Source organism: Actinacidiphila guanduensis (assembly GCF_900103985.1).
In the GTDB taxonomy this organism is placed as follows: domain Bacteria; phylum Actinomycetota; class Actinomycetes; order Streptomycetales; family Streptomycetaceae; genus Actinacidiphila; species Actinacidiphila guanduensis.
Genome location: NZ_FNIE01000015.1, coordinates 1 through 21,850, shown reverse-complemented (window position 1 = coordinate 21,850; position 21,850 = coordinate 1). Strand labels below are relative to the sequence as shown.

The following is a 21,850-nucleotide window of genomic DNA, read 5'->3' as shown; positions in this document are numbered from 1 at the left end:
CTGGCACCGCGCCCTCCGCCGCAGCCGACACCGAGCACCCCGCACCCATGGGCGCGGGACCTGGGCACAAAGGTGTCCATCCGGCCCTCGCGCCCCTGGCGACGCTCGCGGTGGGCGCGGCCATGGCGATGTACCTCTACCGCACGGACCCGCACCAGCCGGGCCACCTCTTCCCGCGCTGCCCGTTCAACTGGCTGACCGGACAGCTCTGCCCCGTCTGCGGCAGCACCCGGCTCGCCTACGACCTGCTGCACGGCGAACCGGTGCGGGCCTTCCACGAGAACGCGCTGGTCCTCGCCCTGACCCCGCTGCTCGCCTGGGCCAGCGTGCGCTGGCTCCTGGCGGGCCTGCGCGGGCGCCGCTGGAAGCCCGCCGTGCCGCCGCGCGCACAGTACGCGCTGCTGGGGGCGGCCGTAGTGTGGACAGTGGTGCGCAACGTGTGGTGAGGGCCGGCTGCCATGGTGACCGGCCGCCACCGGCGAGAACCGGCCGTTCACAGCCGGCCGCCGACTGCCGTCCGGCCACCATTGCGCCCAGGGCCGTACACCCACGAGCCCGCAGGTCCGCGCCGCCTTCGGCGCACATGGCCCGCGGATCGGGCACCGCCGTGCATCGGCCCGGTCTCGGCCACCCGCCCACCAGGGCCGTACGTATGGGAACCCGGGAACGCGGGCACGATCGACGCACCCGACGTAGCCTGCATGAGGACCCCGACGGTGTGGATAGAACGTACATCGGGTTACCGTTCGAGTGGCGTTGCGGACTTTTCCCGTTTGACACGGGCCCAGGAGGTACGGTCACACTCCGCAGCGTCACCCCTTCGAACCGGAGAGAAGAGCGAAGTTGTCCCCGACCCGCGACACCGCACAGGGCGGCCGCCGACTCGTCATCGTCGAGTCGCCTGCCAAGGCGAAGACGATCAAGGGCTACCTCGGCCCTGGATACGTCGTCGAGGCCAGCGTCGGGCACATCCGCGACCTGCCCAACGGGGCCGCCGAGGTGCCGGCGGAGTACAAGGGCCAGCCGTGGGCCCGCCTCGGCGTGAACGTGGACAGCGACTTCCAGCCCATCTACGTCGTCAACGCCGACAAGAAGGCCCAGGTCAAGAAGCTCAAGGATCTCCTGAAGGAATCCGACGAACTCTTCCTCGCCACCGACGAGGACCGCGAGGGCGAGGCCATCGCGTGGCACCTGCAGGAGATCCTCAAGCCCAAGGTGCCCGTGCACCGGATGGTCTTCCACGAGATCACCAAGGACGCCATCCAGGCCGCCGTGCGCAACCCCCGCGAGTTGAACCAGCGGCTGGTCGACGCCCAGGAGACCAGGCGCATCCTCGACCGCCTCTACGGCTACGAGGTCTCCCCGGTGCTGTGGAAGAAGGTCAAGCCGCAGCTGTCGGCCGGCCGGGTGCAGTCGGTGGCCACCCGCCTGGTCGTCGAGCGCGAGCGTGAGCGCATCGCCTTCCGCACTTCTTCGTACTGGGACCTGACTGGCACCTTCGACACCGGCCGCGCGGGCGACCCGTCCGACCCCTCCACCCTGAACGCCCGGCTGGTCGCCGTGGACGGCCGCCGCGTCGCCCAGGGGCGCGACTTCGACGCCTCCACCGGCGCCCTCAAGAGCGGCGCCGACGTCCTGCACCTGGACGAGGAGAACGCCCGCGCCCTGGCCGCCGCGCTCGCCGACTCGCAGTTCGCCGTGCGCTCCGTGGAGTCCAAGCCCTACCGCCGCTCGCCGTACGCGCCCTTCCGCACCACCACCCTCCAGCAGGAGGCCTCGCGCAAGCTCGGCTTCGGCGCCAAGGCGACGATGCAGGTCGCCCAGAAGCTGTACGAGAACGGCTTCATCACCTACATGCGTACCGACTCCACCACGCTGTCGGAGACCGCGGTCAGCGCCGCCCGCGCCCAGGTCACCCAGCTCTACGGGGCCGACTACCTGCCGGACCGCCCCCGCGTGTACGCCGGCAAGGTGAAGAACGCCCAGGAGGCGCACGAGGCGATCCGCCCCTCCGGCGACAGCTTCCGCACCCCCGCCGAGACCGGCCTGACCGGCGACCAGTTCCGGCTCTACGAGCTGATCTGGATGCGCACCGTCGCCTCCCAGATGAAGGACGCGGTCGGCCAGTCCGTCACCGTGCGGGTCGGCGGCGCCGCCGCGGACGGCCGGGACGCCGAGTTCTCCGCCTCCGGCAAGATCATCACCTTCCACGGCTTCCTCAAGGCGTACGTCGAAGGCGCCGACGACCCCAACGCGGAGCTGGACGACCGCGAGCGCCGGCTGCCCCAGGTCGCCGAGGGCGACCCGCTGACCGCCCAGGAGATCACCGCGGACGGCCACTCCACCAAGCCGCCGGCCCGCTACACCGAGGCGAGCCTGGTCAAGGAGCTGGAGGAGCGCGAGATCGGCCGCCCGTCCACCTATGCGTCGATCATCGGCACGATCCTGGACCGCGGCTACGTCTTCAAGAAGGGCACCGCGCTCGTCCCCTCCTTCCTCTCCTTCGCCGTGGTCAACCTCCTGGAGAAGCACTTCGGCCGCCTGGTCGACTACGACTTCACCGCCTCCATGGAGGACGACCTCGACCGCATCGCCCGCGGCGAGGCCCACCCCGTGCCCTGGCTGCGCCGCTTCTACTTCGGCACGGAGGAGGGCGGCGACACCGACGCCGTGCCCTCGGCCGCCGCGGCCGGCAACGGCGACGGCGACCACCTGGGCGGCCTGAAGGAGCTCGTGGAGGACCTGGGCGCCATTGACGCCAGGGAGATCTCCTCCTTCCCCGTCGGCGACGGCATCGTGCTGCGGGTCGGCCGCTACGGGCCCTACGTCGAGCGCGGCGAGAAGGGCGAGGAGGGCCACCAGCGGGCCGACGTCCCCGAGGACCTGCCGCCCGACGAGATGAGCGTCGAGCTCGCCGAGGAGCTGTTCGCCCGTCCCAAGGGCGAGTTCGCGCTCGGCACCGACCCGGAGACGGGCCGCCCGATCGTCGCCAAGGACGGCCGCTTCGGCCCCTACGTCACCGAGGTGCTCCCCGAGGACACGCCCAAGACGGGCAAGAACGCCGTCAAGCCGCGCACCGCCTCCCTCTTCAAGTCGATGTCCCTGGACACCGTCACCCTGGAGGACGCCCTGCGGCTGATGTCCCTGCCGCGGGTGGTCGGCACCGATCCCGACGGCGTGGAGATCACCGCGCAGAACGGCCGCTACGGGCCCTACCTGAAGAAGGGCACCGACTCGCGCTCCCTGGAGAGCGAGGAGCAGCTGTTCACCATCACCCTCGACGAGGCGCTGGCGATCTACGCGCAGCCCAAGGCGCGCGGCAGGGCGGCCGCCAAGCCGCCGCTCAAGGAGCTGGGCACCGACCCGGTCAGCGAGCGCCCCGTCGTCGTCAAGGACGGCCGCTTCGGCCCCTACGTCACCGACGGCGAGACCAACGCGACGCTGCGCCGGGACGACGACGTGGAGACCATCACCCCCGAGCGCGGCTACGAACTCCTCGCCGAGAAGCGCGCCAAGGGCCCTGCCAAGCGCCCGGCCAGGAAGAAGGCCGCGCCGGCGAAGAAGACCGCGGCCAAGAAGACGGCAGCGAAGAAGACCGCGGCACCCGCCAAGAAGACCGCCTCGTCGGCGAAGAAGGCCGCCGCCAAGAAGCCGGGCAACTGAGGCCGCCTCCACCAGGCGGCGCACGCCCTTCGCCGTATGGGACCCGCCGCAATGGAGGCTTGAATCCGCCGCCATGGACGCGGACCCGGGCCCGGTCGCATAGCGCACGCCGGACCGTTGCACAGGCGTTTCGGGGCGGGCATGGACGCGTCGTCACGCAGCGCTAGGCTGTCAGGATGACGCGATCCGAGCAGCCGACGCAGCCCGCGCACGTCACCGACGCCTTCGCCGACGATCTCGCGGCGGACTCACGCGAACGCGCCGTGGGGGCCCTGCTGAAGATCCCGGCGCTGCGCAGGCTCTGGAGCGCCCAGCTGACCGGTGCGGTCGCCGACCGCTTGGGCATGCTGGTGCTGCTCGTGCTCACCCTCCAGGCCGTCGCCGGCGCCCACGCCTTCGGCGGCGGATACCGCTCGCTCGCCTTCGCCGCGGCAGCGGTGCTGGGCGCGCGCCTCGCCGCCGCCCTGCTCTTCGGCGCCGTCCTCTTCGGCCCGCTGACCGCGCTCACCTCCGAGACCGGCCCGCTGGACCGCCGCTGGACGATGATCGGCGCCGACGGCGTACGCCTCGCCCTGTTCATCGTGGCGCCCCTGTGGATCACCTGGGTGCCGGGCTCCGCGCACCTGTGGCTGCTGGCGACCGCCTTCGCGGCGGGCCTGGCCGAGCGGCTGTGGACCATCGCCAAGGACGGCGCCGCGCCCGGCCTGCTGCCGCCGCCCGGCGACACCAGCGTCCGGCCCGCACCCGACCACCTGGCCACCCTGCACCGGCTCGACCTGCGCACCGGCTTCGTCGCCCTGCCGCTGGCCGCGGCCGCCCTGGTGGCCGTCACCCTGGTCAACACCCTGATCGCCGTGGGCGCGAACTGGTTCCACCTGCACCAGGTCGCCCTCGCCTCCTATGTGGCGGCCGGCCTCTTCTCGTCCTCGATCGCCGTCCTCTACCTCCTGGAACTGCCCGCCGGCAGCGTCGCCCGGCCGCACTCCTGGCTGCAGGGTCTGCGACTGCCCAAGGGCCCGGCCGGTGCCGAGCGCGGCAGGACCGGCGCGCTGCCGCTCCTGGTGCTCGCCGTCTCCGCGGTGGCCGGCGCCATAGCGGTCGCCGTCGCCGTCGCCGTACTCCACGCGGCCGCACTCGGCTTCGGACCCATCGGCTTCGGGCTGCTGGTGCTCGCCCTGACCGCGGGCACCGTCATCGGCATCCGGATCGCCCCACGCACCCTCCCCGGCCTGTCCCGCCGGCGGCTGTTCGCCGTCGCCGTGGGCACGACCGGCATCGCCCTGCTGCTCACCGGCATCGTCCCCGACCAGACCACCGTGCTGCTGCTCTCGCTGCTGGCCGGCATCACCGCCGGCATCGGCGCGAACACCGGGCACGTGCTGATCGAGCTGGAGGCCGAGGAGTCGCGCCGGTCGCGGACCGTCGAGCACCTGCACGCCATGGTGCGCGCCGCCCTGGCGGTGGCCGCGGTCGGCGGGCCCCTGGTGGCGGCCGCAATCGGCCCGCACCGGGTGCAGAACGGCCACTTCACCTTCGACCACAGCGGCGCCGCCTACACGCTGATGCTCGTCGGCGCGCTCCTGCTGCCGGTCGCCGCCCTGGTGCTCGGCAAGACCGACGACCGCAGCGGCGTACCGCTGCGGCGCGACCTCCGCGAGGCCGTGCGCGGCGCCGAGCCCGCCGTCGCGCCCGCCATGAGCGGCTTCTTCATCGCGGTGGAAGGCGGCGACGGGGCCGGCAAGTCCACCCAGGTCGACGCCCTGGCCCAGTGGATCCGGGCCAAGGGGCACGAGGTCGTCGTCACCCGGGAGCCCGGGGCCACCGCCGTCGGCAAGCGGCTGCGCTCGATCCTTCTCGACGTCTCCTCCGCGGGCATCTCGCACCGCGCCGAGGCGCTGCTCTACGCCGCCGACCGCGCCGAGCACGTGGACACGGTGGTGCGGCCCGCACTCGAGCGCGGCGCCGTCGTCATCTCCGACCGCTACATCGACTCCTCGGTCGCCTACCAAGGCGCCGGGCGCGACCTGGCGCCCACCGAGATCGCCCGCATCTCCCGCTGGGCCACCGGCGGCCTCGTCCCGCACCTGACGGTGCTCCTGGACGTCTCCCCGGAGGCCGCGCGCGAGCGCTTCACCGAGGCGCCGGACCGGCTGGAGTCCGAGCCGCCGGAGTTCCACCAGCGCGTGCGCGCCGGATTCCTCACGCTCGCGGCCGCCGACCCCGTGCGCTACCTCGTCGTGGACGCCGGCCAGGACCCCGAAGAGGTCACCACCGTCCTGCGGCACCGGCTCGACCGGATGCTGCCGCTGTCCGAGCAGGAGATCCAGGCGCGAGCCGAGGCCGAGCGCAAGGCGGCGGAAGAGGCGGCCCGCAAGGCAGCCGAGGAGGCCGCGCGCAAGGCGGAGGAGGAGCGGCTCGCCCGCGAGCGGCAGGAGCAGCTGGAGAAGCTGCAGCGCGAGGCTGAGGAGCGGCGCCTGGCCGCCGAGGAGGCGGCCCGCCGGGAGATCGCCGAGCGCAAAGCCGCGCAGGAGGCGGAAGCCGCCAGGATCGCCGCTGAGGAGGCGGAGCGGGTCGCCGCCGAGGAGCGGGCCCGGCGGGAGGCCGAGGAGGCCGCGCACGCCGCCGAGCAGGAGCGGCTGCGGCGGCTCGCGGCCGAGCAGGCCCGGCTGCGTGCCGAGGCGGAGGAGAAGCGGCGCGAGAAGCAGCGCAAGGCCGAGGAGGCGCTGCTGCGGACCGAGCGGGCGCGGGCGGCCGCCGCGGAGGCCGAGCGGGCGGCCCAGGCCGAGCGGGACGCCGCCGCGGCGGCTGCCCGGTCCGCTCAACCCGCCCCGCCCGCCAGGGACGAGGACACCACCGAGACGACGGTGCTGCCCGCGGTGCCGGACGCCGACGGTCCGCAGGAGGAGGCGCCCTCCGGCCCCGACTCCGAGGAGACCGCTGTGCTGCCCGCGGTGCAGCCCGAGGACGAGACGGCCGTTCTCCCGCCCGTGCAGGACGCGCCACCGCCTTCGGACAACGACGAGACGGCCGTGCTGCCTGCGGTGACCGGGGACGGCGAGCACGAGGAGCCCTCCTCGGAACCGTCCGAGTCCTCCGAGTCCTCCGAGCCGTCCGACGGCGAAGGGCCGGGCGGGTCCGAGGCGCGGTCCTCGGCGTCCGAGACGACGACGGTCATGGCGCCCGTGGTGCCGCCCGTCGGCGGGGGGTCCGGCTCCGGACCGGCTGCCGGGGCCGACGACGAGACGACGGAGCTGCCGCCGCCCCTGGCCGGGACTGCCCGGGACGACGACCCGACCGACCGGGTGCCGCCGTGGCTCTTCCGGCCCGAGCAGTCCACTGGTGACGAGCGCACGCGCGAGCTGCCGAGCGCAGGGCAGCCGCCGCGGCGGCCGCGGCCCGCCTGGGCCGAGGAGACGCCGCTCGACGATCTGCCGTCGCTGGCGGACGAGTTGCTGGGGCCGCACGAGGAGCCGCCTTCGCGGTGACGCGCGGGGCTACTCGCCGCTGGGCTCCTCGCCGTTTCCGGCCGCCGGGCCGGTGGGTGGTTGCTCGCGCAGTTCCCCGCGCCCCTCGGGGACTGGTCTGCCCTGGTCCCGCCGTTGCCGGCCGCCGGGCTGGTCGGTGGCGCGGCGCGTAGTTCCTCCCCCGGAGCTTCGTCTGGGAGGCAGCCACGGCGCCCTTGAGCGGCGGCCCGTCTGCCTGCTCCTCGCCGTTGTCGGCCGCCGGGCCGGTCGGTGGCATGGCGCGCACTTCCCCGCGCCCCCTTTCGGGGGGCGCGTCTGCCTGGTGCGGTTGTGGGCTGTCCCGAGGTCGGTGGTCTCTTCTCGCGTAGTTCCTTACCCGGAGCTTCGTCTGCGAGGTAAGCACGGCGCCCTGAGCGGAGGCCCGTCTGCCTGTGCCTCGCTGTTGCCGCCGCGGGTTGGTAAGCCGTTGGGCGGGCAGTTCCTCGCGCGCCTTGACGGCAATCCGGCGGGCGCCACCCCCCCCGTTTCCGGCCGTAGGGACGCCTGCTGCTCGATGTGGGGGAGTTATCCACAGGTTGAGGATGGGGGCTCGGGGGTGGGGGTCGTGGGGGGAGAATGGGGGCGTGCGGTACGGGGTGCTGGGTGTCGGGGCTGCTTGGGCGCGGGATGGGGTTGCCGTGCCGCTCGGTGGGGCCCGGATACGGGCGCTGCTGGTCGCGCTGGCGGGGCGGGCCGGACGGGCGGTGGCGCCGCAGGTGCTGGTGGACGACGTGTGGGCGGACGAGCCGCCGGCGGATGCGGTGGGCGCGCTGCAGGCGCTGGTGGCGAGGTTGAGGAAGGCGCTGGGAAGGGAGGCGGTGGCTTCGGAGCCGGGTGGGTACCGGCTGGACGTGGCGCGCGAGGCCGTGGACGTGTTCGCGTTCGAGGCGCTGCTCGCGGAAGGGGAGGCGGCGCTGCGGGAAGGACGTGCGGACGGCGCCGCGGAGGTGCTGGACCGGGCGCTCGGGCTGTGGCGCGGTCCGGCGTTCGCGGACCTCCCCGCGCGTGAGGCGGCGGCCGCGCGACCCGAGGCCCAGCGTGTGGCGGCACGCCGGCTGCGGTTCGAGGCGGATCTGGTGCGGGGCCGGGCCGCGGACGTACTGCCCGCGTTGCGGGAGGCGGTGGCGGAGCGGCCGCTGGACGAGCCGTTCCACGCGCAGCTGATCAGGGCGCTGAGGGGGGCAGGGCGCCCGGCTGACGCGCTGGTGGCGTACGAGGAGGCCAGGGCCGCGCTGGCCGAGACCCTCGGCACCGATCCGGGGCCGGAGTTGCGCGCCCTGCACGCCGAGTTGCTGGCCGTTCCGGCAGGAGCAGCGCCGGCACCAGTGGCGGCCACCCGGGGCGCCCCGGCTGCCCCCACCGTGGCCGGCGGGCCCCGCCGGGGCAACCTCCGGGCCCGCCTTACCAGCTTCGTGGGCCGCGAGAGCGAACTCGCCGCCATCCGCGGGGACTTGCGGGCCGCCCGGCTCGTGACGCTCACCGGTCCGGGCGGCTCGGGCAAGACCCGCCTGGCACAGGAAGCGGGTGAGGCGGCGCAGGACGCGTACGCCGACGGGGTGTGGCTCGCCGAACTCGCCCCGCTGGACAGCCCGGAGGCCGTGCCGCACGCCGTGCTGAGCGCGCTCGGCCGCCGCGGCACTGTGGTGCTCGGCACCGGGCGCGACCCCCTGACGTCCGAACCGCACGCCGATGACCCGGTCGAGCGCCTGGTCGAGCACTGCGCCGAGCGCCGCCTGCTGTTGCTGCTCGACAATTGCGAGCACCTGGTTGAGCCCGCCGCCCGCCTCGCCGCGGAGTTGCTCGCCCGCTGCCCCGGCCTGACCGTCCTGGCCACGAGCCGCGAACCGCTGGGCGTACAGGGAGAGTTGGTACGGCCCGTGGAGCCGCTGCCGCCCCCGACGGCGTACCGCCTCTTCGCCGAGCGGGCCCGTGCCGTGCGCCCGGGTGCGGTGCCGCAGATATCGGGTGCGGCGGGCCCGTCGGACGCCTCTGGTGCCCCGGCGGTTGGCTCTCCGGGCGAGGGCGTTTTCGTTGAGTCAGCCGGTGCCGTGCGTCCGGGTGCGGTGCCGCAGATATCGGTTGTGGCGGGCCCGTCGGACGCCTCTGGTGCCCCGGCGGTTGGCTCTCCGGGCGAGGGCGTTTTCGTTGAGCTAGCCGGTGCCGTGCGTCCGGGCGGGGCGCCGCAGGTGCCGGGCGCGGCGGACCGGTCGGACGCCTCTGGTGCCCCTGCGGCTGGCTCGCCGCACGACGACGGTGCGGCCGCGGCATGGGAGATCTGCCGGCGTCTCGACGGGTTGCCGCTCGCCATCGAGCTGGCCGCGGCACGGCTGCGCGCCCTGTCGCCGCGGCAGATCGCCGACCGGCTGGACGACCGGTTCCGGCTGCTCACTGGCGGCAGCCGCACCCTGCTGCCGCGTCAGCAGAGGCTGCGGGCGGTGGTGGACTGGAGCTGGGAGCTGCTGGACGAGGCCGAGCGCGCGGCCCTACGGGCGTTGAGCGTCTTCTCCGGCGGTTGCACGCTGGCGGCGGCCGAGGCGGTGTGCGGCCCGGACACCTTGGACACGCTGACCCAACTGGTCGACAAGTCCCTGGTGGTGGCCGACCACGACCGCGTCGGCGGCACTCGTTACCAGCTGCTGGAGACGATCCACGAGTACGCGGCCGAGCGGGCGCGCGAAGTGCCCGGCGAGCTGGCGGCGGCCCGGGCCAGGCACACCGCTTACGTCCGCGACCTCGTGGTGGACGTGGACGCCAAGCTGCGCGGCGCGGACCAGTTGCGCTGGTTCGAGGTGCTGGAGAGTGAACTCGACAATGTGCGGGCGGCGCTCCACCGGGCGGTCGAGGAACGCGACGAGGCACCCGCCCTCGCCATCGCCGTGGCCATGGGCTGGTTCTGGTGGCTACGCAACTACCGTGACGAGGCCGCCGGTTGGCTGACCCGGGTGGCGGCGCTCGGCGAGGAGCCGCGCGACCGCGCCGACCCGCTGTTCTGGCCGCGCACCGACCTGCGGATGCTGCTCTTCTTCGTGCAGGCTGAGGCCGCGTCCGAGGCGCACTGGGCGTCGCCGGAAGTCAAGGACGCCGCGCGCCGGCTGAGCGCCGCCTATCGCGACGGCGGTGCGCCGGCGGCCCGCTTCCCCGGCCTGGTCTGGCCGTTCACCAGCTACATCACCGGCGCCGACACCAGCGGGATGCGCGCCCTTTCCGACCTCGTGGTCGACAACTGCCGTACGCACGGCGGGGACTGGGAGGTGGCGACGGCACTGATGCTGCGCGTGCACGTCACCGTGGACTCGCCCGGCGGGATCGACCGCACGGACGCCGACCGGGCCGAACTCGACCGGCTGGTCGCGCGGTTGGACGACCGCTGGATCAGGGCGCAGGTGCACAGCGCGCGGGGCGAGATCAGCAGCTTCCGCGGCGACTACGCGGCCGCCAGGGCCGACTACGAGGCCGCCCACAGGCTCGGCCGCGAGCTCGGCGCCTTCAGCGAGGGCGCCTTCCTGCTCGCCCGCACCGCCGAACTCGCCTTCCGAGGCGGCCAGTACGCCGAGGCGGACGAGCTGCTGGCGGCCGCGGGCACCGAGGCGGAGCGCTTCGCGGTCCTGGACGCGCGCACCTACATCCGCTTCCTGACCGCCCAATTCCGCCTCCACCAGGGCCGCTACGCCGAGGCCCGGGCGAGCTACGACCAAGCCGTCGGCCGGATGGCCGAGGGCACACCGCCGCCGATGTTCCACGTCCTGCTCCAGGGCATGGCCGCCCGCCTGCACGCCGCCGAGGGCGACCTGCCGGAGGCGCTGGCGCAGGTGGCCGGGAGCCTGCGGCTGGCGCTGGAGGTGCGCTGCATCGAACCGGTCGTCGCTACCCAGCTCGACACGGCCGCGCAGATCCTGCTCGCCATGGGCGACCCAGCTGTCGCCCTGTGCCTGTGCGCGGCCGGTACCGCCGTCCGGGGTACGCTGCCCCGCTCCGTCCCCGAGCAGTCCGCCGCCGACGCCCTGCGCACCGCAGCGGCGAAGGCCCTCCCGGCGGCGGCCTTCGCCGAGGCCGAGGCGGAAGGTGCCCGGCTCACCGCCGAGGAGGCGGCGGCCCTGCTCGGCGCAAGGGCCGCGGCCTGACGGGCTGGGAGGGCAGAGGGGGAAGGAGGGCAGACGGCAAGGCCACCGAGCCGACTGCGGCGGAGGTGCCGAGGTGAGTCGGGGCTGCCCGCACCGAAGGCCCGCCAAGGCCGCGCCCAAGCTGCGCCGACCTGCCGACGCCGCGCCAGGGCCGTCAGGGCCACCCCAGCCACTCCGACTCGCCCCGTCCCTGGCCTCCTGCCCCCGGCCCGGCCCACGCCCGGCCCCAGGCCTGCGGTTCTGGTGTCGGCCCCGCCCCGGCCAGTTCGAGTCGCCCCGGCCCCGGAGCAGAGGCCGACCCACGCTCGGCCCTCCATACGGTCCAGGCCCCGGTTCTGGTGTCGGCCCCGCCCTGGCCAATCCGAGTCGCTCAGGCCCCGCCTCCGGCTCGACCCGACCCCCCCGCCTGGCCACAGACCCCAGGCTTCGGCCCTGTCCCGCCCGAGCCCCGTGTTCGGCCCCCGCCTCGGCCCCTGGCCCGCCCCGCCTCGCTCCGGCCGAGGCCTCGCTCCGGCCTCGGCCCCGGCCAGGGCCCAAGCCCCGCCCCGGGAATACGCCGCCACCGCGGCCATGCTTACCCTTGCGGATCGATCGCCGTGCACACCCGGGAGTGAAACCGTGAAGGTCGAGATCTGGTCGGACATCGCGTGCCCGTGGTGCCACCTCGGCAAGTCCCGCTTCGAGCGGGCGCTGGCCGCCTTCCCGCAGGGCGATGCGGTCGAGGTCGTCTACCGGCCCTTCCAGCTCGAGCCCGGCGCGCCCGCGGAGCCGCGCCCGCACCGCGAGGTGCTGGCCAAGAAGTTCGGCCCGCAGGCTGTGGCCATGGACGACCGCCTGGCCAAGCTCGGCGCGGCCGAGGGCGTCACCTTCGACTTCGACACGGTGCTGGAGAACAACTCCCTGCTCGCCCACCGCCTCATGCGCTTCGCGCTGGACGAGTACGGCCCGGCCGCGCAGGCCCGGCTCAAGACCCGCCTCATGACCGACCACTTCGGCGAGGGCATGGACATCGGCGACCCCGCCCAGCTGGCGGACGCGGCCGCGGCGGCGGGCCTGGACCGGGACGCGGCCGCCGCGTTCCTCGCCGGCGACGCGCTGACGGATGAGGTGCTCGCCGACCTCGACGAGGCCCGCAGCCTCGGCATCACCGCGGTGCCGACCTTCGTCTTCGAGGGCCAGTGGGCGGTACAGGGCGGCCAGGAGACCTCGACCTTCCTGCGCGTCCTGGAGCAGGTCGCCAAGGAGACCGCGGCAGTGGAGGCACCGGCCGACGCCGACGCGTGCGCGGACGGCGTCTGCGAGGTCCCCGTCGAGCGGCCCGCTGCCACGGCCTGACGGCTCCGGCCCGTCCCGTTCAGCGCCCAGGCCGGTGTCCGATCAGTGTCCTGGGCGGTACCCGGTCGAACCGGCCCAGCAGAGCCAGGGCCTTGCCCGTGACCGACATACCGACGTCCGCTCAGTGCCTCAGCCGGTCCGCGGTCGATACCCGGCCGACGTCCGTCCGGCGCCAGAGGCTGCGGGCCGTGCTGCCCGCGGCCTCGGGCCTCACTCGCAGGTGATCACCGAGTCCGCCCAGTCGGCGAGGTTCGCGAAAGCGAAGCTCCCGCTCTGCGGGGTGACCACGAGCTTCATCGTCTTGACGCCCTTCAGCCCGACGTGGACCGGCACGGCCGCGTCCCCGGCCCGCAGCGGCGCCGAGGACCACAGCGGGGCATCGTCGCCGTAGACGCTGAAGACGACCGAACTGAGCGGCCCGGCCGCGCGGATGAGGTCGTCGACGCCGGCCTTCGCGTCGTAGGCGACGCAGGCCCGGTTGAGCGCGATGGTCACCGTGGAGGGCGCGTGCACGGTGATGCCGTGCGCGTACGTCGTGCCGCCCACGCTCGGGTCGGTGCGGTCCCACCACCAGTTGCCCAGGCCGGTCGGCACGATCGCGGGGCTGTCGGTGCTCTGCCCGAACAGCTCGGTGGGCAGTGAGTTGACCTGGTACGCCTGCGGAGGGGGCGGCGGAGGCGGTGGGGGAGGAGCCGTGGTCCGGGTCGGTGTCGGCTCGGGAGTCGTCGGCTTCGGCGTGGGCCGGGCAGGCGGCTTGTGCGTCGGCTTCGGAGTCGGCGCTGCCGTGGTGGCCGCCGGCGTGGGCTTCGGGCTCGCCGGCGGCGGGGGCGGCGGTGCGGCCGGGGGCTTGGCGCTCGGGTGCGGCTTGGGGGCGGGCGGCACCGCGGCGACGGTCACCGGCGCCGACGGCTGGGCGTGCGGCTTCGCCGGCGGCTTGCCGTGCCCGCCGGTGAGCGCGAAGGCGACCGCGGCCGCGGCGGCCGCGGCCACCACGCCCGCGACGATCCCGGCCTTCGCCGGCGCGCCGAGCCCTTCGCTCGCGGCCCCGCCGGCGGCCGCCGTGCTGCCGCCGGAGCCCGAGGCGGCAGCGGCCGCCCCGCCCGCGGCCGTCGCCGCGGCAGCACCTCCGGCGACCACGATCCCGGCGGCCTTGGTGGCGTAGACGGCGGCGAACCAGCCGATGAACGCGACCGGCAGCAGCCCCTTGAGCGCCGAGTTGAGGTCGGCCAGCTCCAGGGAGGCGGCCGTGCAGCGCTCGCACTCCTTCAGGTGCCGGTTCAGCTCGCGGTCCGCGCGCATCCGCAGGCCGCCGCGGGCGTGGGCGCCGAGCCGGTCGGCGAAGCGGGCGCAGGCGTCGTCGCCGGTGAGCGTGGAACTCACGTGTGCCTGCAGGTACGCCTGGCGCAGGCCCTCGCGGGCGCGGTGGGCGAGCACCGCGGTGGCGTTGGGCGTGAGACCGAGCAGCGGAGCGATCTCGCTGGGCGACTCGTCCTCCACCGCGGTGTGCCACAGCACCGTCTGCCAGCGCTCGGGCAGCGTGCGGAAGGCGCGGATGGCCAGCGACCGCTCGGCCTCGTGCATGGCCCGTACGTCGGCGCCGACGTCGGCGTTCTCCTCGGTGGCGGTGGTGCCGGCCGCGGTGACGGCGAAGACCGCGAAGTCCTCGACCAGGTGCTCGCGGCGGGCGGTGTTGCTCCAGGTGGCGGCGACCCGGCGGACGGTGGTGAGCAGGTAGGCGCGTACCGCGGTCTGCGGGCCGCTGCCGCCGCGGATGGCCTGCAGAGTGCGGGCGAAGACCTCGCCGGTGAGGTCCTCGGCGGTGTGGGCGTCGCGGCAGCAGGTACGCGCGTACCGCCGGACGGCCTCGGCGTGCCGGCGATACAGCTCCTCATAGGCGCTGTCGCGGCCGGCCCGGACCAGGTCGACGAGTTCGGTGTCCGACAGGGCGGCCTCGGCGGTGGGCGCGGCGGCCTGCGGAGCCTCCGGATCAGGGCCCGGGCCGGGTGCGGGGTGGCCGGGCAGCCGGTCGGCGTCGGCGGGCGCCGCGGACCGGAGCGGTCCTTGTGCCGGAACGGTTCCGCCGGGCGCGGTCGCGGGGTCCGGCACCGCGTCGGTGGCGGTGCCGGACCCCGGGCCGGCCGGGTCGGTGGCGGCGGGTGCCGCGTCGGCGTCCGGGGCGGCGCCGGGCGCTGCGGGGTCGGCGCGTGCGATCGGATCGCGCTGCCCCGGAACCCTGCGCGGCGGCACGCCGTCGCCGGTGTCCGGATCCACCGATGCGGAGCCGGAACCCCCGTTTGCCTCATCCACGGAGGAAAGCCTGACACACGGCGGATGCCCGAAGTCGGGTGATCGGTCGGAACCACACGTCCGTGGGCAGACCGTTCACAGTTCCTCCACGTGCGCTCGATCAGGCGTCACCCGAAAGAGTTGCGACCGCGGCTGGGAGACGACCCCGAGGGCCCGGTACGGGAGGGGCCGCGGAGGTCCGGCTCAGGAGTGGGCCCCGTCGCTCGCCCCCTTGTGGACGCAGGAAGGGCGCGAGCGCAGGCCCTCCAGCAGGATGTCGAGCAGCCGCCCGGAGGCGGCGGCGTGCTGGGCCGCGTCGGGCACTGCGGGCGCGGCCGCGGCGATGACGAGCAGCACGTCGGCCACCGAGACGTCCCCGCGCAGCTCGCCGGCCGCGCGCGCCCGGTCCACGAGCTGTCCGACGACGTCGAGCAGGGTGTCCACCCCGTCGTCGTCCGGGTGGGTCTCGCGCCCGGCGATGTCGGCGCGGCGGTCGGCCTGAAGGGTCAGGCCGGCCACGGCGGTCGGGCCGCCCGCGGCGACGGCGACCGGCGTGCGCTGCGTGGGCACCCGCGCCGCCTCCACGGCGCTCGCCGTGGCGGGTGCGCCGTCCACCCGCAGTACCTGCGGCGGCAGCAGCCGCCCGGCGCCCGAGGCGGCCGAGGTGCGCAGGAAGCGGGCGAGTGCCGACCACGCCTCGTCCTCTTGGCCGAGCGCGGTACGCGCCTGCTCGGTCAGCCGCGCGGTCTCCTCCTTCGCGATCCGGCGGACCAGTACGTCCTTGCTCGGGAAGCGGCGGTAGACGGTGCCGACGCCGACGCGCGCCCGGCGGGCCACGTCCTCCATCGGCGCGCCGTAGCCCAGCTCGCCGAAGACCTCACGGGCCGCACGCAGTACGTGCTCCAGGTTGCGCTGGGCGTCCACCCGCAGCGGGGCCGGGCGGGCGGCAACGCCGCGCCCGTCCGCGCCGACAGTCGTGGTGCGCTGAGAGTCCTGCATGTGCATTTGTCCATCCCCCGGTAAATCCAATGTCTCCCCCCGGAGACTCCCCACCCATTGCGAAGATCGCCGCGCACGGAGCGCGGTAGTACGAGATACGAACATAGTTGAGCCCGCGTCAAGAAAGAAGAGGGCGGCTTGCGCCGCGGCGCGCGCCGGTCCGCGCGCCCCCGCGCCGGTGCCGCGAACCGCCCGTCCCGCACGGCGGTTCCGGGCCGCCGACCTGGGCGCACGGCGATCACCGGGAATCGCCCGTGTCCGCCCTGTGGACAAACAGCCGGAGTCCATTGCGTCATGGAGCAATGACGATGGAGTCAGCAGCGATGGCCCGGGCGAGCACGCCGCGTATTCTCGTCATCGGCGGCGGTTATGTCGGGATGTATACGGCCCTGCGGCTCCAGCGGAAGCTCAAGCGCGGCGAGGCGGAGATCGTCGTCGTCGAACCGCAGCCGTACATGACCTACCAGCCCTTCCTGCCCGAGGCCGCCGCAGGCTCGATCTCCCCCCGGCACGTCGTCGTCCCCCTGCGCCGGGTGCTCGCCGGCTGCCGGATCGTGGCGGGCGAGGCCCGCGCGGTCGACCACGCCGAACGCCGCGCCACCGTCGCCACCCTGGCCACCAAGGAAGGGGGCGGCAACGACCTGGAGATCCCCTACGACCACCTGGTGCTCGCCCCGGGCTCGGTCTCGCGCACCCTGCCGGTGCCCGGACTCGCCGACCACGGCATCGGCTTCAGGACCGTCGAGGAGGCGATCGGACTGCGCAACCACGTGCTCGAACAGCTCGACATCGCCTCCTCCACCCGCGACGCCGAGGTCCGCGAGGCCGCCCTGACCTTCGTCGTCGTCGGCGGCGGCTACGCCGGGGTGGAGGCCCTGGCCGAGCTGGAGAACATGGCCCGCTACGCCGTGCGCTACTACCACAACGTGGCCGAGGACGACCTGCGCTGGGTGCTCGTCGAGGCGTCCGACCACATCCTGCCCGAGGTCGGCGAGGAACTCGGCCGGTACGCGCTGCGCGAACTGCGCGGGCGCAACGTCGACATCCGGCTGCAGACCCGGCTCGCCTCCTGCGAGGGACGCATCGCCACGCTCTCCGACGGCGACCGGCTGCCGACCCGCACCCTGGTGTGGACCGCGGGCGTCCGCCCGGCGCCGCTGCTGGCCGGGACCGGACTGCCGGTGACCGGCCGGGGGCGGCTGCGCACGGCCGCCACCCTCCTGGTGGAGGGCACCGACTGTGTCTGGGCGGCCGGCGACGCGGCCGCCGTGCCCGACCTGACCGCCGACCCGCCCGGCGCCGAGTGCGCGCCCAATGCCCAGCACGCCGTACGCCAGTCCAGGGTGCTCGCCGACAACCTCGTGGCCACCCTGCGCGGCCGCCCCCTGACCGACTACCGGCACGCCTCGGCGGGCTCGGTGGCCTCGCTCGGCCTGCACAAGGGTGTTGCCTACATCCATGGGCGGGCCGTGAAGGGCTACCCGGCCTGGGTCGTGCACCGGCTCTACCACCTCGGCCGGATGCCGACACTGAACCGCAAGGCGCGGGTGCTCGCCGAATGGATACTGGCCGGGCTCTTCAAGCGCGAGATCGTCTCCCTCGGCTCGCTGGAACACCCGCGCGCCGAGTTCGAACTGGCGGCCGGTCCGGGCGGCGAGCCGGACCGCTCCTGACCCCGCCCGGCCGGGCGCGATTCCCGCTCGGGCCTCGATTCGGCCACACTGGGCAGGTGACCACGCGTGCAACCGCGCTACCAAAGAGTGACAAATACGAGGAATCGGACGTTTGAACCTGACGCGCTGGAGCGGCCGGCTCCCCGGAACACAGCGACGCACTGCCGTACCCGCAGCGCGCGCCCAAGCCGCCGACCCCGCAGCCGGCAGCATCACCGCGCCGGGCGGCACACCCGCCACGGCAGACGGCCACCCGCCGGCCGGTGACGCCCCCAGCGCGGGGGAGAAGTCCGTCCGCCTCGTCCTCAGCCGGCTGCCCGCCCTGATCGCCGTCACCCGCGGCCCCGCCCACCGGGTCCGCTTCGTCAACGACGCCTACACCGACGTCTTCGGCCACCGCGACACCGGCGCCCCCGCCCGCGAGGCCCTGCCCGAACTCGACGAACTCGGCCTGCTGCCGCTCATGGACCAGGTCCACCGCAGCGGCCGCCCCCGCACCGTCAAGGCCCGCAAAGTCTCCTGGCCCGAGGCCGGCGCCCCCGCCCGCTCCGGCTACTTCACCTTCACCTGCACCCCCGTCCAGGCCGGCGAGCCCGACCCCGAGCACCGCGGCGTCCTCGTCTTCGGCGCCGACGTCACCGACCAGGTGCAGTCCGCCGAGCGGCTGCGCGAGAGCGAGCGGCGGCTGCACGAGACCGCCGTCACCCTCCAACGCAGCCTGCTGCCCCAGGAACTCGAACAACCCGACGACCTGCGCGTCGCCGCCACCTACCAGCCCGGCGGCACCGACGCGGCCGTCGGCGGCGACTGGTACGACGTGATCACCCTCGGCGCCGGCCGCACCGCCCTGGTCATCGGCGACGTCATGGGCCGCGGGGTGCGCGCCGCCGCCGTGATGGGCCAACTGCGCACCGCCGTACGGGCCTACGCCCGCCTCGACCTGCCACCCCACGAGGTCATCCAACTGCTCGACGGCCTCGCCTCCGAGATCGACGCCACCCAGATCGCCACCTGCGTCTACGCCGTGCACGACCCCAGCGAGGGCCGCCTCACCTACGCCAGCGCCGGCCACCTGCCGATTCTCGTCCGCGACCCGGACGGCACCGTGCACCGCACCGAGGAACCCACCGGGCCGCCCCTCGGCACCGGCGGCTGGATGCACACCTCCGGCACCCTCCCGCTCGGTCCGGGCAGCACCGCCGTCCTCTACACCGACGGCCTCATCGAACGCCGCGACCAGGACATCGACGTGGGCGTGGCCGCCCTCACCCGCGCCCTGGCCGGTGCCACCGGCTCGCCCCAGGTCATCTGCGACCGGCTGCTGCGCTCGCTCGGCGTCACCTCCGAACACGACGACGACGTCGCCGTCCTCGTCCTGCAGTACCCCGACCACACCGGTCCCGACGCCGAACTCTTCCGCAACGCCTCCCTCGACCTCCTCGGCGGAGTGGAGGCCGCACCCCGCGCCCGTGCTTTCGCCCAGGGTGTCCTCGCCTCCTGGCGATTCCCGGTCGAACTGCGCGACCTCGGCGTCCTGGCCGCCAGCGAACTCGTCGCCAACTCGCTCCAGCACGGCACCCCGCCGATGCGCCTGCGGCTGCGCCGCACCGACCGCCGCCTGATCATCGAGGTCACCGACGGCGACGAGCACCTGCCCCGCCGCCGCAAGGCCGAGCCGGGCGACGAGACCGGGCGCGGCATCTCGATCGTCGCGACGATCGCCGCCAACTGGGGCTCGCGCCGCACGCCCGGCGGCGGCAAGGCCGTCTGGTGCGAATTCACCCTTCCGGAGTAGCCGCACCCGGCGACAGCGCACCGGACCGACGTCCCGACTCCACTACGCCGGCCGAACAGCCGCCGAGGCACAGGCTCGCGAGGGCGACGGCCCTCGGAGCCCCTGCCTCGGCGGACGGCCTCAGCAGCCCGCCTCGGCCTGGGCCGCCGGCTCGGGATGCACGACCTGCGCCACCACCCGCGAACCGTGCCACGGAGCGTCCTGCGCGGGGGTGAGTCGCCGCGCCATCCGCAGCGCCGTCACGGATATCGCCAGCGAGCACAGCACCAGCATCACGATGTACGCCTCGTACGCCCCCGCGGCCGCGATCACCCCCGCCACCGCCGGACCCAGCGCCAGCGCCAACTGCTTCACCAGCGCGAACGCCGCGTTGTACTGGCCCACCATCCGCTCCGGCGCCAGGTCGGCCACCAGCGGGTTCACCGTCGGAGCCAGCATCGCCTCGCCCAGGCCGAAGAGCGCGTACGTGGAGATGATCGCCGCCACGGCCATCGCATGGCTGCCCTGCACCACACCCGAAGCGCCCGCGGCCAGCCACGCCACCGTCCACACCAGGCCCACCGCCGCGATCACCCGGCTGCGCCGCCGGTACTCGACCAGCCGCAGCACCACGAACTGCGCCACCACGATCACCGCGGTGTTCGCCGCGAGCGCGGCGCCCAGCGTGGCCGGCGAGATGTGCGTGACCTCCACCGCGAACGCCGACAGCCCCGACTCGAACTGCCCGTAGCACGCGAAGAACATCACGAAGCCCAGCACACAGACCATCACCATCGCCCGGTCCCGCAGCAGCGTCCGCCAGCCGCCGCCGGTCGCCTTGGCGGCTCCCGAGCGCGCCACCGCGGCCCGCGACACGCCCGGCACCCGCGCGGTGGCGACCACCGCACCCAGCACCAGGAACATCGCCGCCTCGATGGCGAAGAGCCGGATGAACGAGCCCGGGTGCGCGGTGTCCACGATCAGGCCGCCGATCAGGCCACCCACGCCGAGCCCCAGGTTGTTCAGGAAGAACTGCACGGCGAAGGCCCGCGAGCGGGTGGCCGCGGTGGAGCACCACACGATCATGGTCGCCAGCGCGGGCTGCACCACGGCTATGCCCGCACCCAGCGCGCCCGCGGCTGCGATCACCCCGGCCTCGCTGCCGGACAGGCCCAGGCCCAGCGAACCGGACGCGGCCAGCACGGTGCTGGCCACGGCCACGGGGACAGGACCGCGACGGTCGATGGCCCGACCGGTGAAGGGCAGCACCAGCAGCGCGGCGACGGCGAACATCGCCAGCACCGCGCCCGCCGTACCGGCACCCAGCCCCCGCACCTGCGACACGTACACAAACGTGAAGGGCACGGTGAAGCCGTTGCCGAACGCGCTCAGCGCGTTCCCCAACTGGATCCGGCGCAGTGCTGCGCCCATCGCGGTGGTCACGCTCACCTCTCCAGGTCGTGAAGCCCTCAGGCCGTCAGGTTCCGATCCGGACCTCTTCGACCTGAAGACTTCAGAGATAAAGTTTCTTGTTGAAGACTACACACCGAAGGGCTTTAGTGCAATGGCCTTCCGTGTCATACTCGGGACATGACCGCTGCCGCGGGCTCCCCCGGAGCCCCCCAGGAGCTGGACCTCGACGAGCAGATCGCCGCGTACCAGCGCGAGTTCCCGGAGGTCGATCCGCAGGTCGAGAAGGTCGTCACGGCACTCGGACGGCTCAACCGCCGGATGAACGTCGCCTACGGCCGCCAGCTCGTCGACCTCGGCATCAGCAACTCCGAGTGGGAGGTCCTCAAGGCCCTCGTGGTCGTCGGCCGGCCGTACCGGCTCGGCCCCGGCGACCTCGCCAAGCGGCTCGGTCTCACCCCGGCCGCGATGACCCACCGCATCGACCGGATGGTCGCCGAGGGCCTGGTCACGCGGGACCGCGACGAGGCCAACCGGGTCCGGGTCATCGTGGAGCTCACCGACGAGGGCCGCGAGAAGTGGCTCCAGACCATGCGACTGGCCGCGGCCTTCGAGGACGAGCTGCTGCAGGACCTCACCCCCGTCGAACGGGCCGCACTCGGCGAGATCCTCACCCGCCTGCTGCGCCGTGTGGAGTCCTCCCAGCCCGATGCCGGCGGCCGACTGGAAGACCTCGACTGACGGGGCTTGACACCGGCCCCGCCCCTGCGTAATGTCCTTCGAGCTGTCTGACGTGAGCGCCGATCTTGGTCGGTCCCCGGGCAGCCATCCCGCAGAACCTCTACGACACGATGCGCGCTCCGGTGTGCACGCGTTTCGTCGTGCGTTTTTTCGGAATGGGTGGTGGATATTCGGAGCGCCAGCCGATTTGGCCCGGCGGGACGAGGTCCGCTAAAGTCTCACTCGTCGGAACGGCCCAACAGCCGGAAAGACAAACCCCGCTGACCGGGGATCAGGCACTGAAAAGGGTCTGATAGAGTCGGAGACACAACGAAGGGAAAGCCCGGAGGGCGCCGGTGACGGTGG

General features: G+C 74.2%; 11 protein-coding genes. 8 read left to right on the top strand and 3 right to left on the bottom strand.

Translation table 11 applies throughout. The annotated features are described in order from the left end of the window. Positions 1-47 precede the first annotated feature (47 nt). The 5 genes from BLR33_RS27840 to BLR33_RS27820 all read left to right on the top strand — a co-directional run bounded on the left by BLR33_RS27840 (position 48) and on the right by BLR33_RS27820 (position 12,622). Positions 48-446, top strand: a complete 399-nt coding sequence (locus BLR33_RS27840; protein WP_093787488.1) for a DUF2752 domain-containing protein — start codon at positions 48-50, stop codon at positions 444-446. A gap of 397 nt (positions 447-843) precedes the next feature. Further along, a complete protein-coding gene (gene topA, locus BLR33_RS27835; protein WP_093787398.1) occupies positions 844-3,663 on the top strand; it encodes a type I DNA topoisomerase in 2,820 nt (939 codons plus the stop codon). Positions 3,664-3,839: 176 nt separating this feature from the next. Then, positions 3,840-7,148 (top strand): dTMP kinase, encoded by a 3,309-nt coding sequence (tmk, locus tag BLR33_RS27830; RefSeq protein ID WP_093787397.1) that lies wholly within the window; start codon positions 3,840-3,842, stop codon positions 7,146-7,148. A gap of 602 nt (positions 7,149-7,750) precedes the next feature. After that, a complete protein-coding gene (locus BLR33_RS36410) occupies positions 7,751-11,287 on the top strand; it encodes a BTAD domain-containing putative transcriptional regulator (RefSeq protein ID WP_407639730.1) in 3,537 nt (1,178 codons plus the stop codon). Positions 11,288-11,905: 618 nt separating this feature from the next. After that, entirely contained in the window at positions 11,906-12,622 is a 717-nt protein-coding gene (locus BLR33_RS27820; protein ID WP_093787396.1) for a DsbA family oxidoreductase, read from the top strand. 210 nt (positions 12,623-12,832) lie between these two features. On the opposite strand, the gene BLR33_RS27815 is transcribed toward BLR33_RS27820, so the two are convergent. Together BLR33_RS27815 and BLR33_RS27810 are read right to left on the bottom strand one after the other, a co-directional pair. After that, on the bottom strand, positions 12,833-14,929 hold the full coding sequence (locus BLR33_RS27815; RefSeq protein WP_245771717.1) for a sigma-70 family RNA polymerase sigma factor: 2,097 nt from the start codon (positions 14,927-14,929) through the stop codon (positions 12,833-12,835). A gap of 183 nt (positions 14,930-15,112) precedes the next feature. Next, complete coding sequence (locus tag BLR33_RS27810; RefSeq protein ID WP_093787395.1) at positions 15,113-15,913, bottom strand: TetR/AcrR family transcriptional regulator; 801 nt, start codon at positions 15,911-15,913, stop codon at positions 15,113-15,115. A gap of 302 nt (positions 15,914-16,215) precedes the next feature. Between BLR33_RS27810 and BLR33_RS27805 the strand changes: the two genes are divergently transcribed. After that, the gene (locus BLR33_RS27805; protein ID WP_093787394.1) at positions 16,216-17,580 is read left to right on the top strand and encodes an NAD(P)/FAD-dependent oxidoreductase; all 1,365 of its coding nucleotides are present in this window, start codon (positions 16,216-16,218) and stop codon (positions 17,578-17,580) included. Between the two features lie 112 nt (positions 17,581-17,692). Beyond that, positions 17,693-19,375: an ATP-binding SpoIIE family protein phosphatase gene (locus BLR33_RS27800; protein ID WP_093787393.1), complete on the top strand. Its 1,683-nt coding sequence runs from the start codon at positions 17,693-17,695 to the stop codon at positions 19,373-19,375. A 120-nt stretch (positions 19,376-19,495) separates the two neighbouring features. Here BLR33_RS27800 and BLR33_RS27795 read toward each other — a convergent pair whose 3' ends face one another. Then, positions 19,496-20,797, bottom strand: coding sequence for an MFS transporter (locus tag BLR33_RS27795; protein WP_093787392.1), 1,302 nt, complete (start codon positions 20,795-20,797; stop codon positions 19,496-19,498). 147 nt (positions 20,798-20,944) lie between these two features. Here BLR33_RS27795 and BLR33_RS27790 point away from each other — a divergent pair, with 147 nt between their 5' ends. Beyond that, entirely contained in the window at positions 20,945-21,505 is a 561-nt protein-coding gene (locus BLR33_RS27790; RefSeq protein ID WP_093787391.1) for a MarR family winged helix-turn-helix transcriptional regulator, read from the top strand. Positions 21,506-21,850 lie beyond the last annotated feature (345 nt).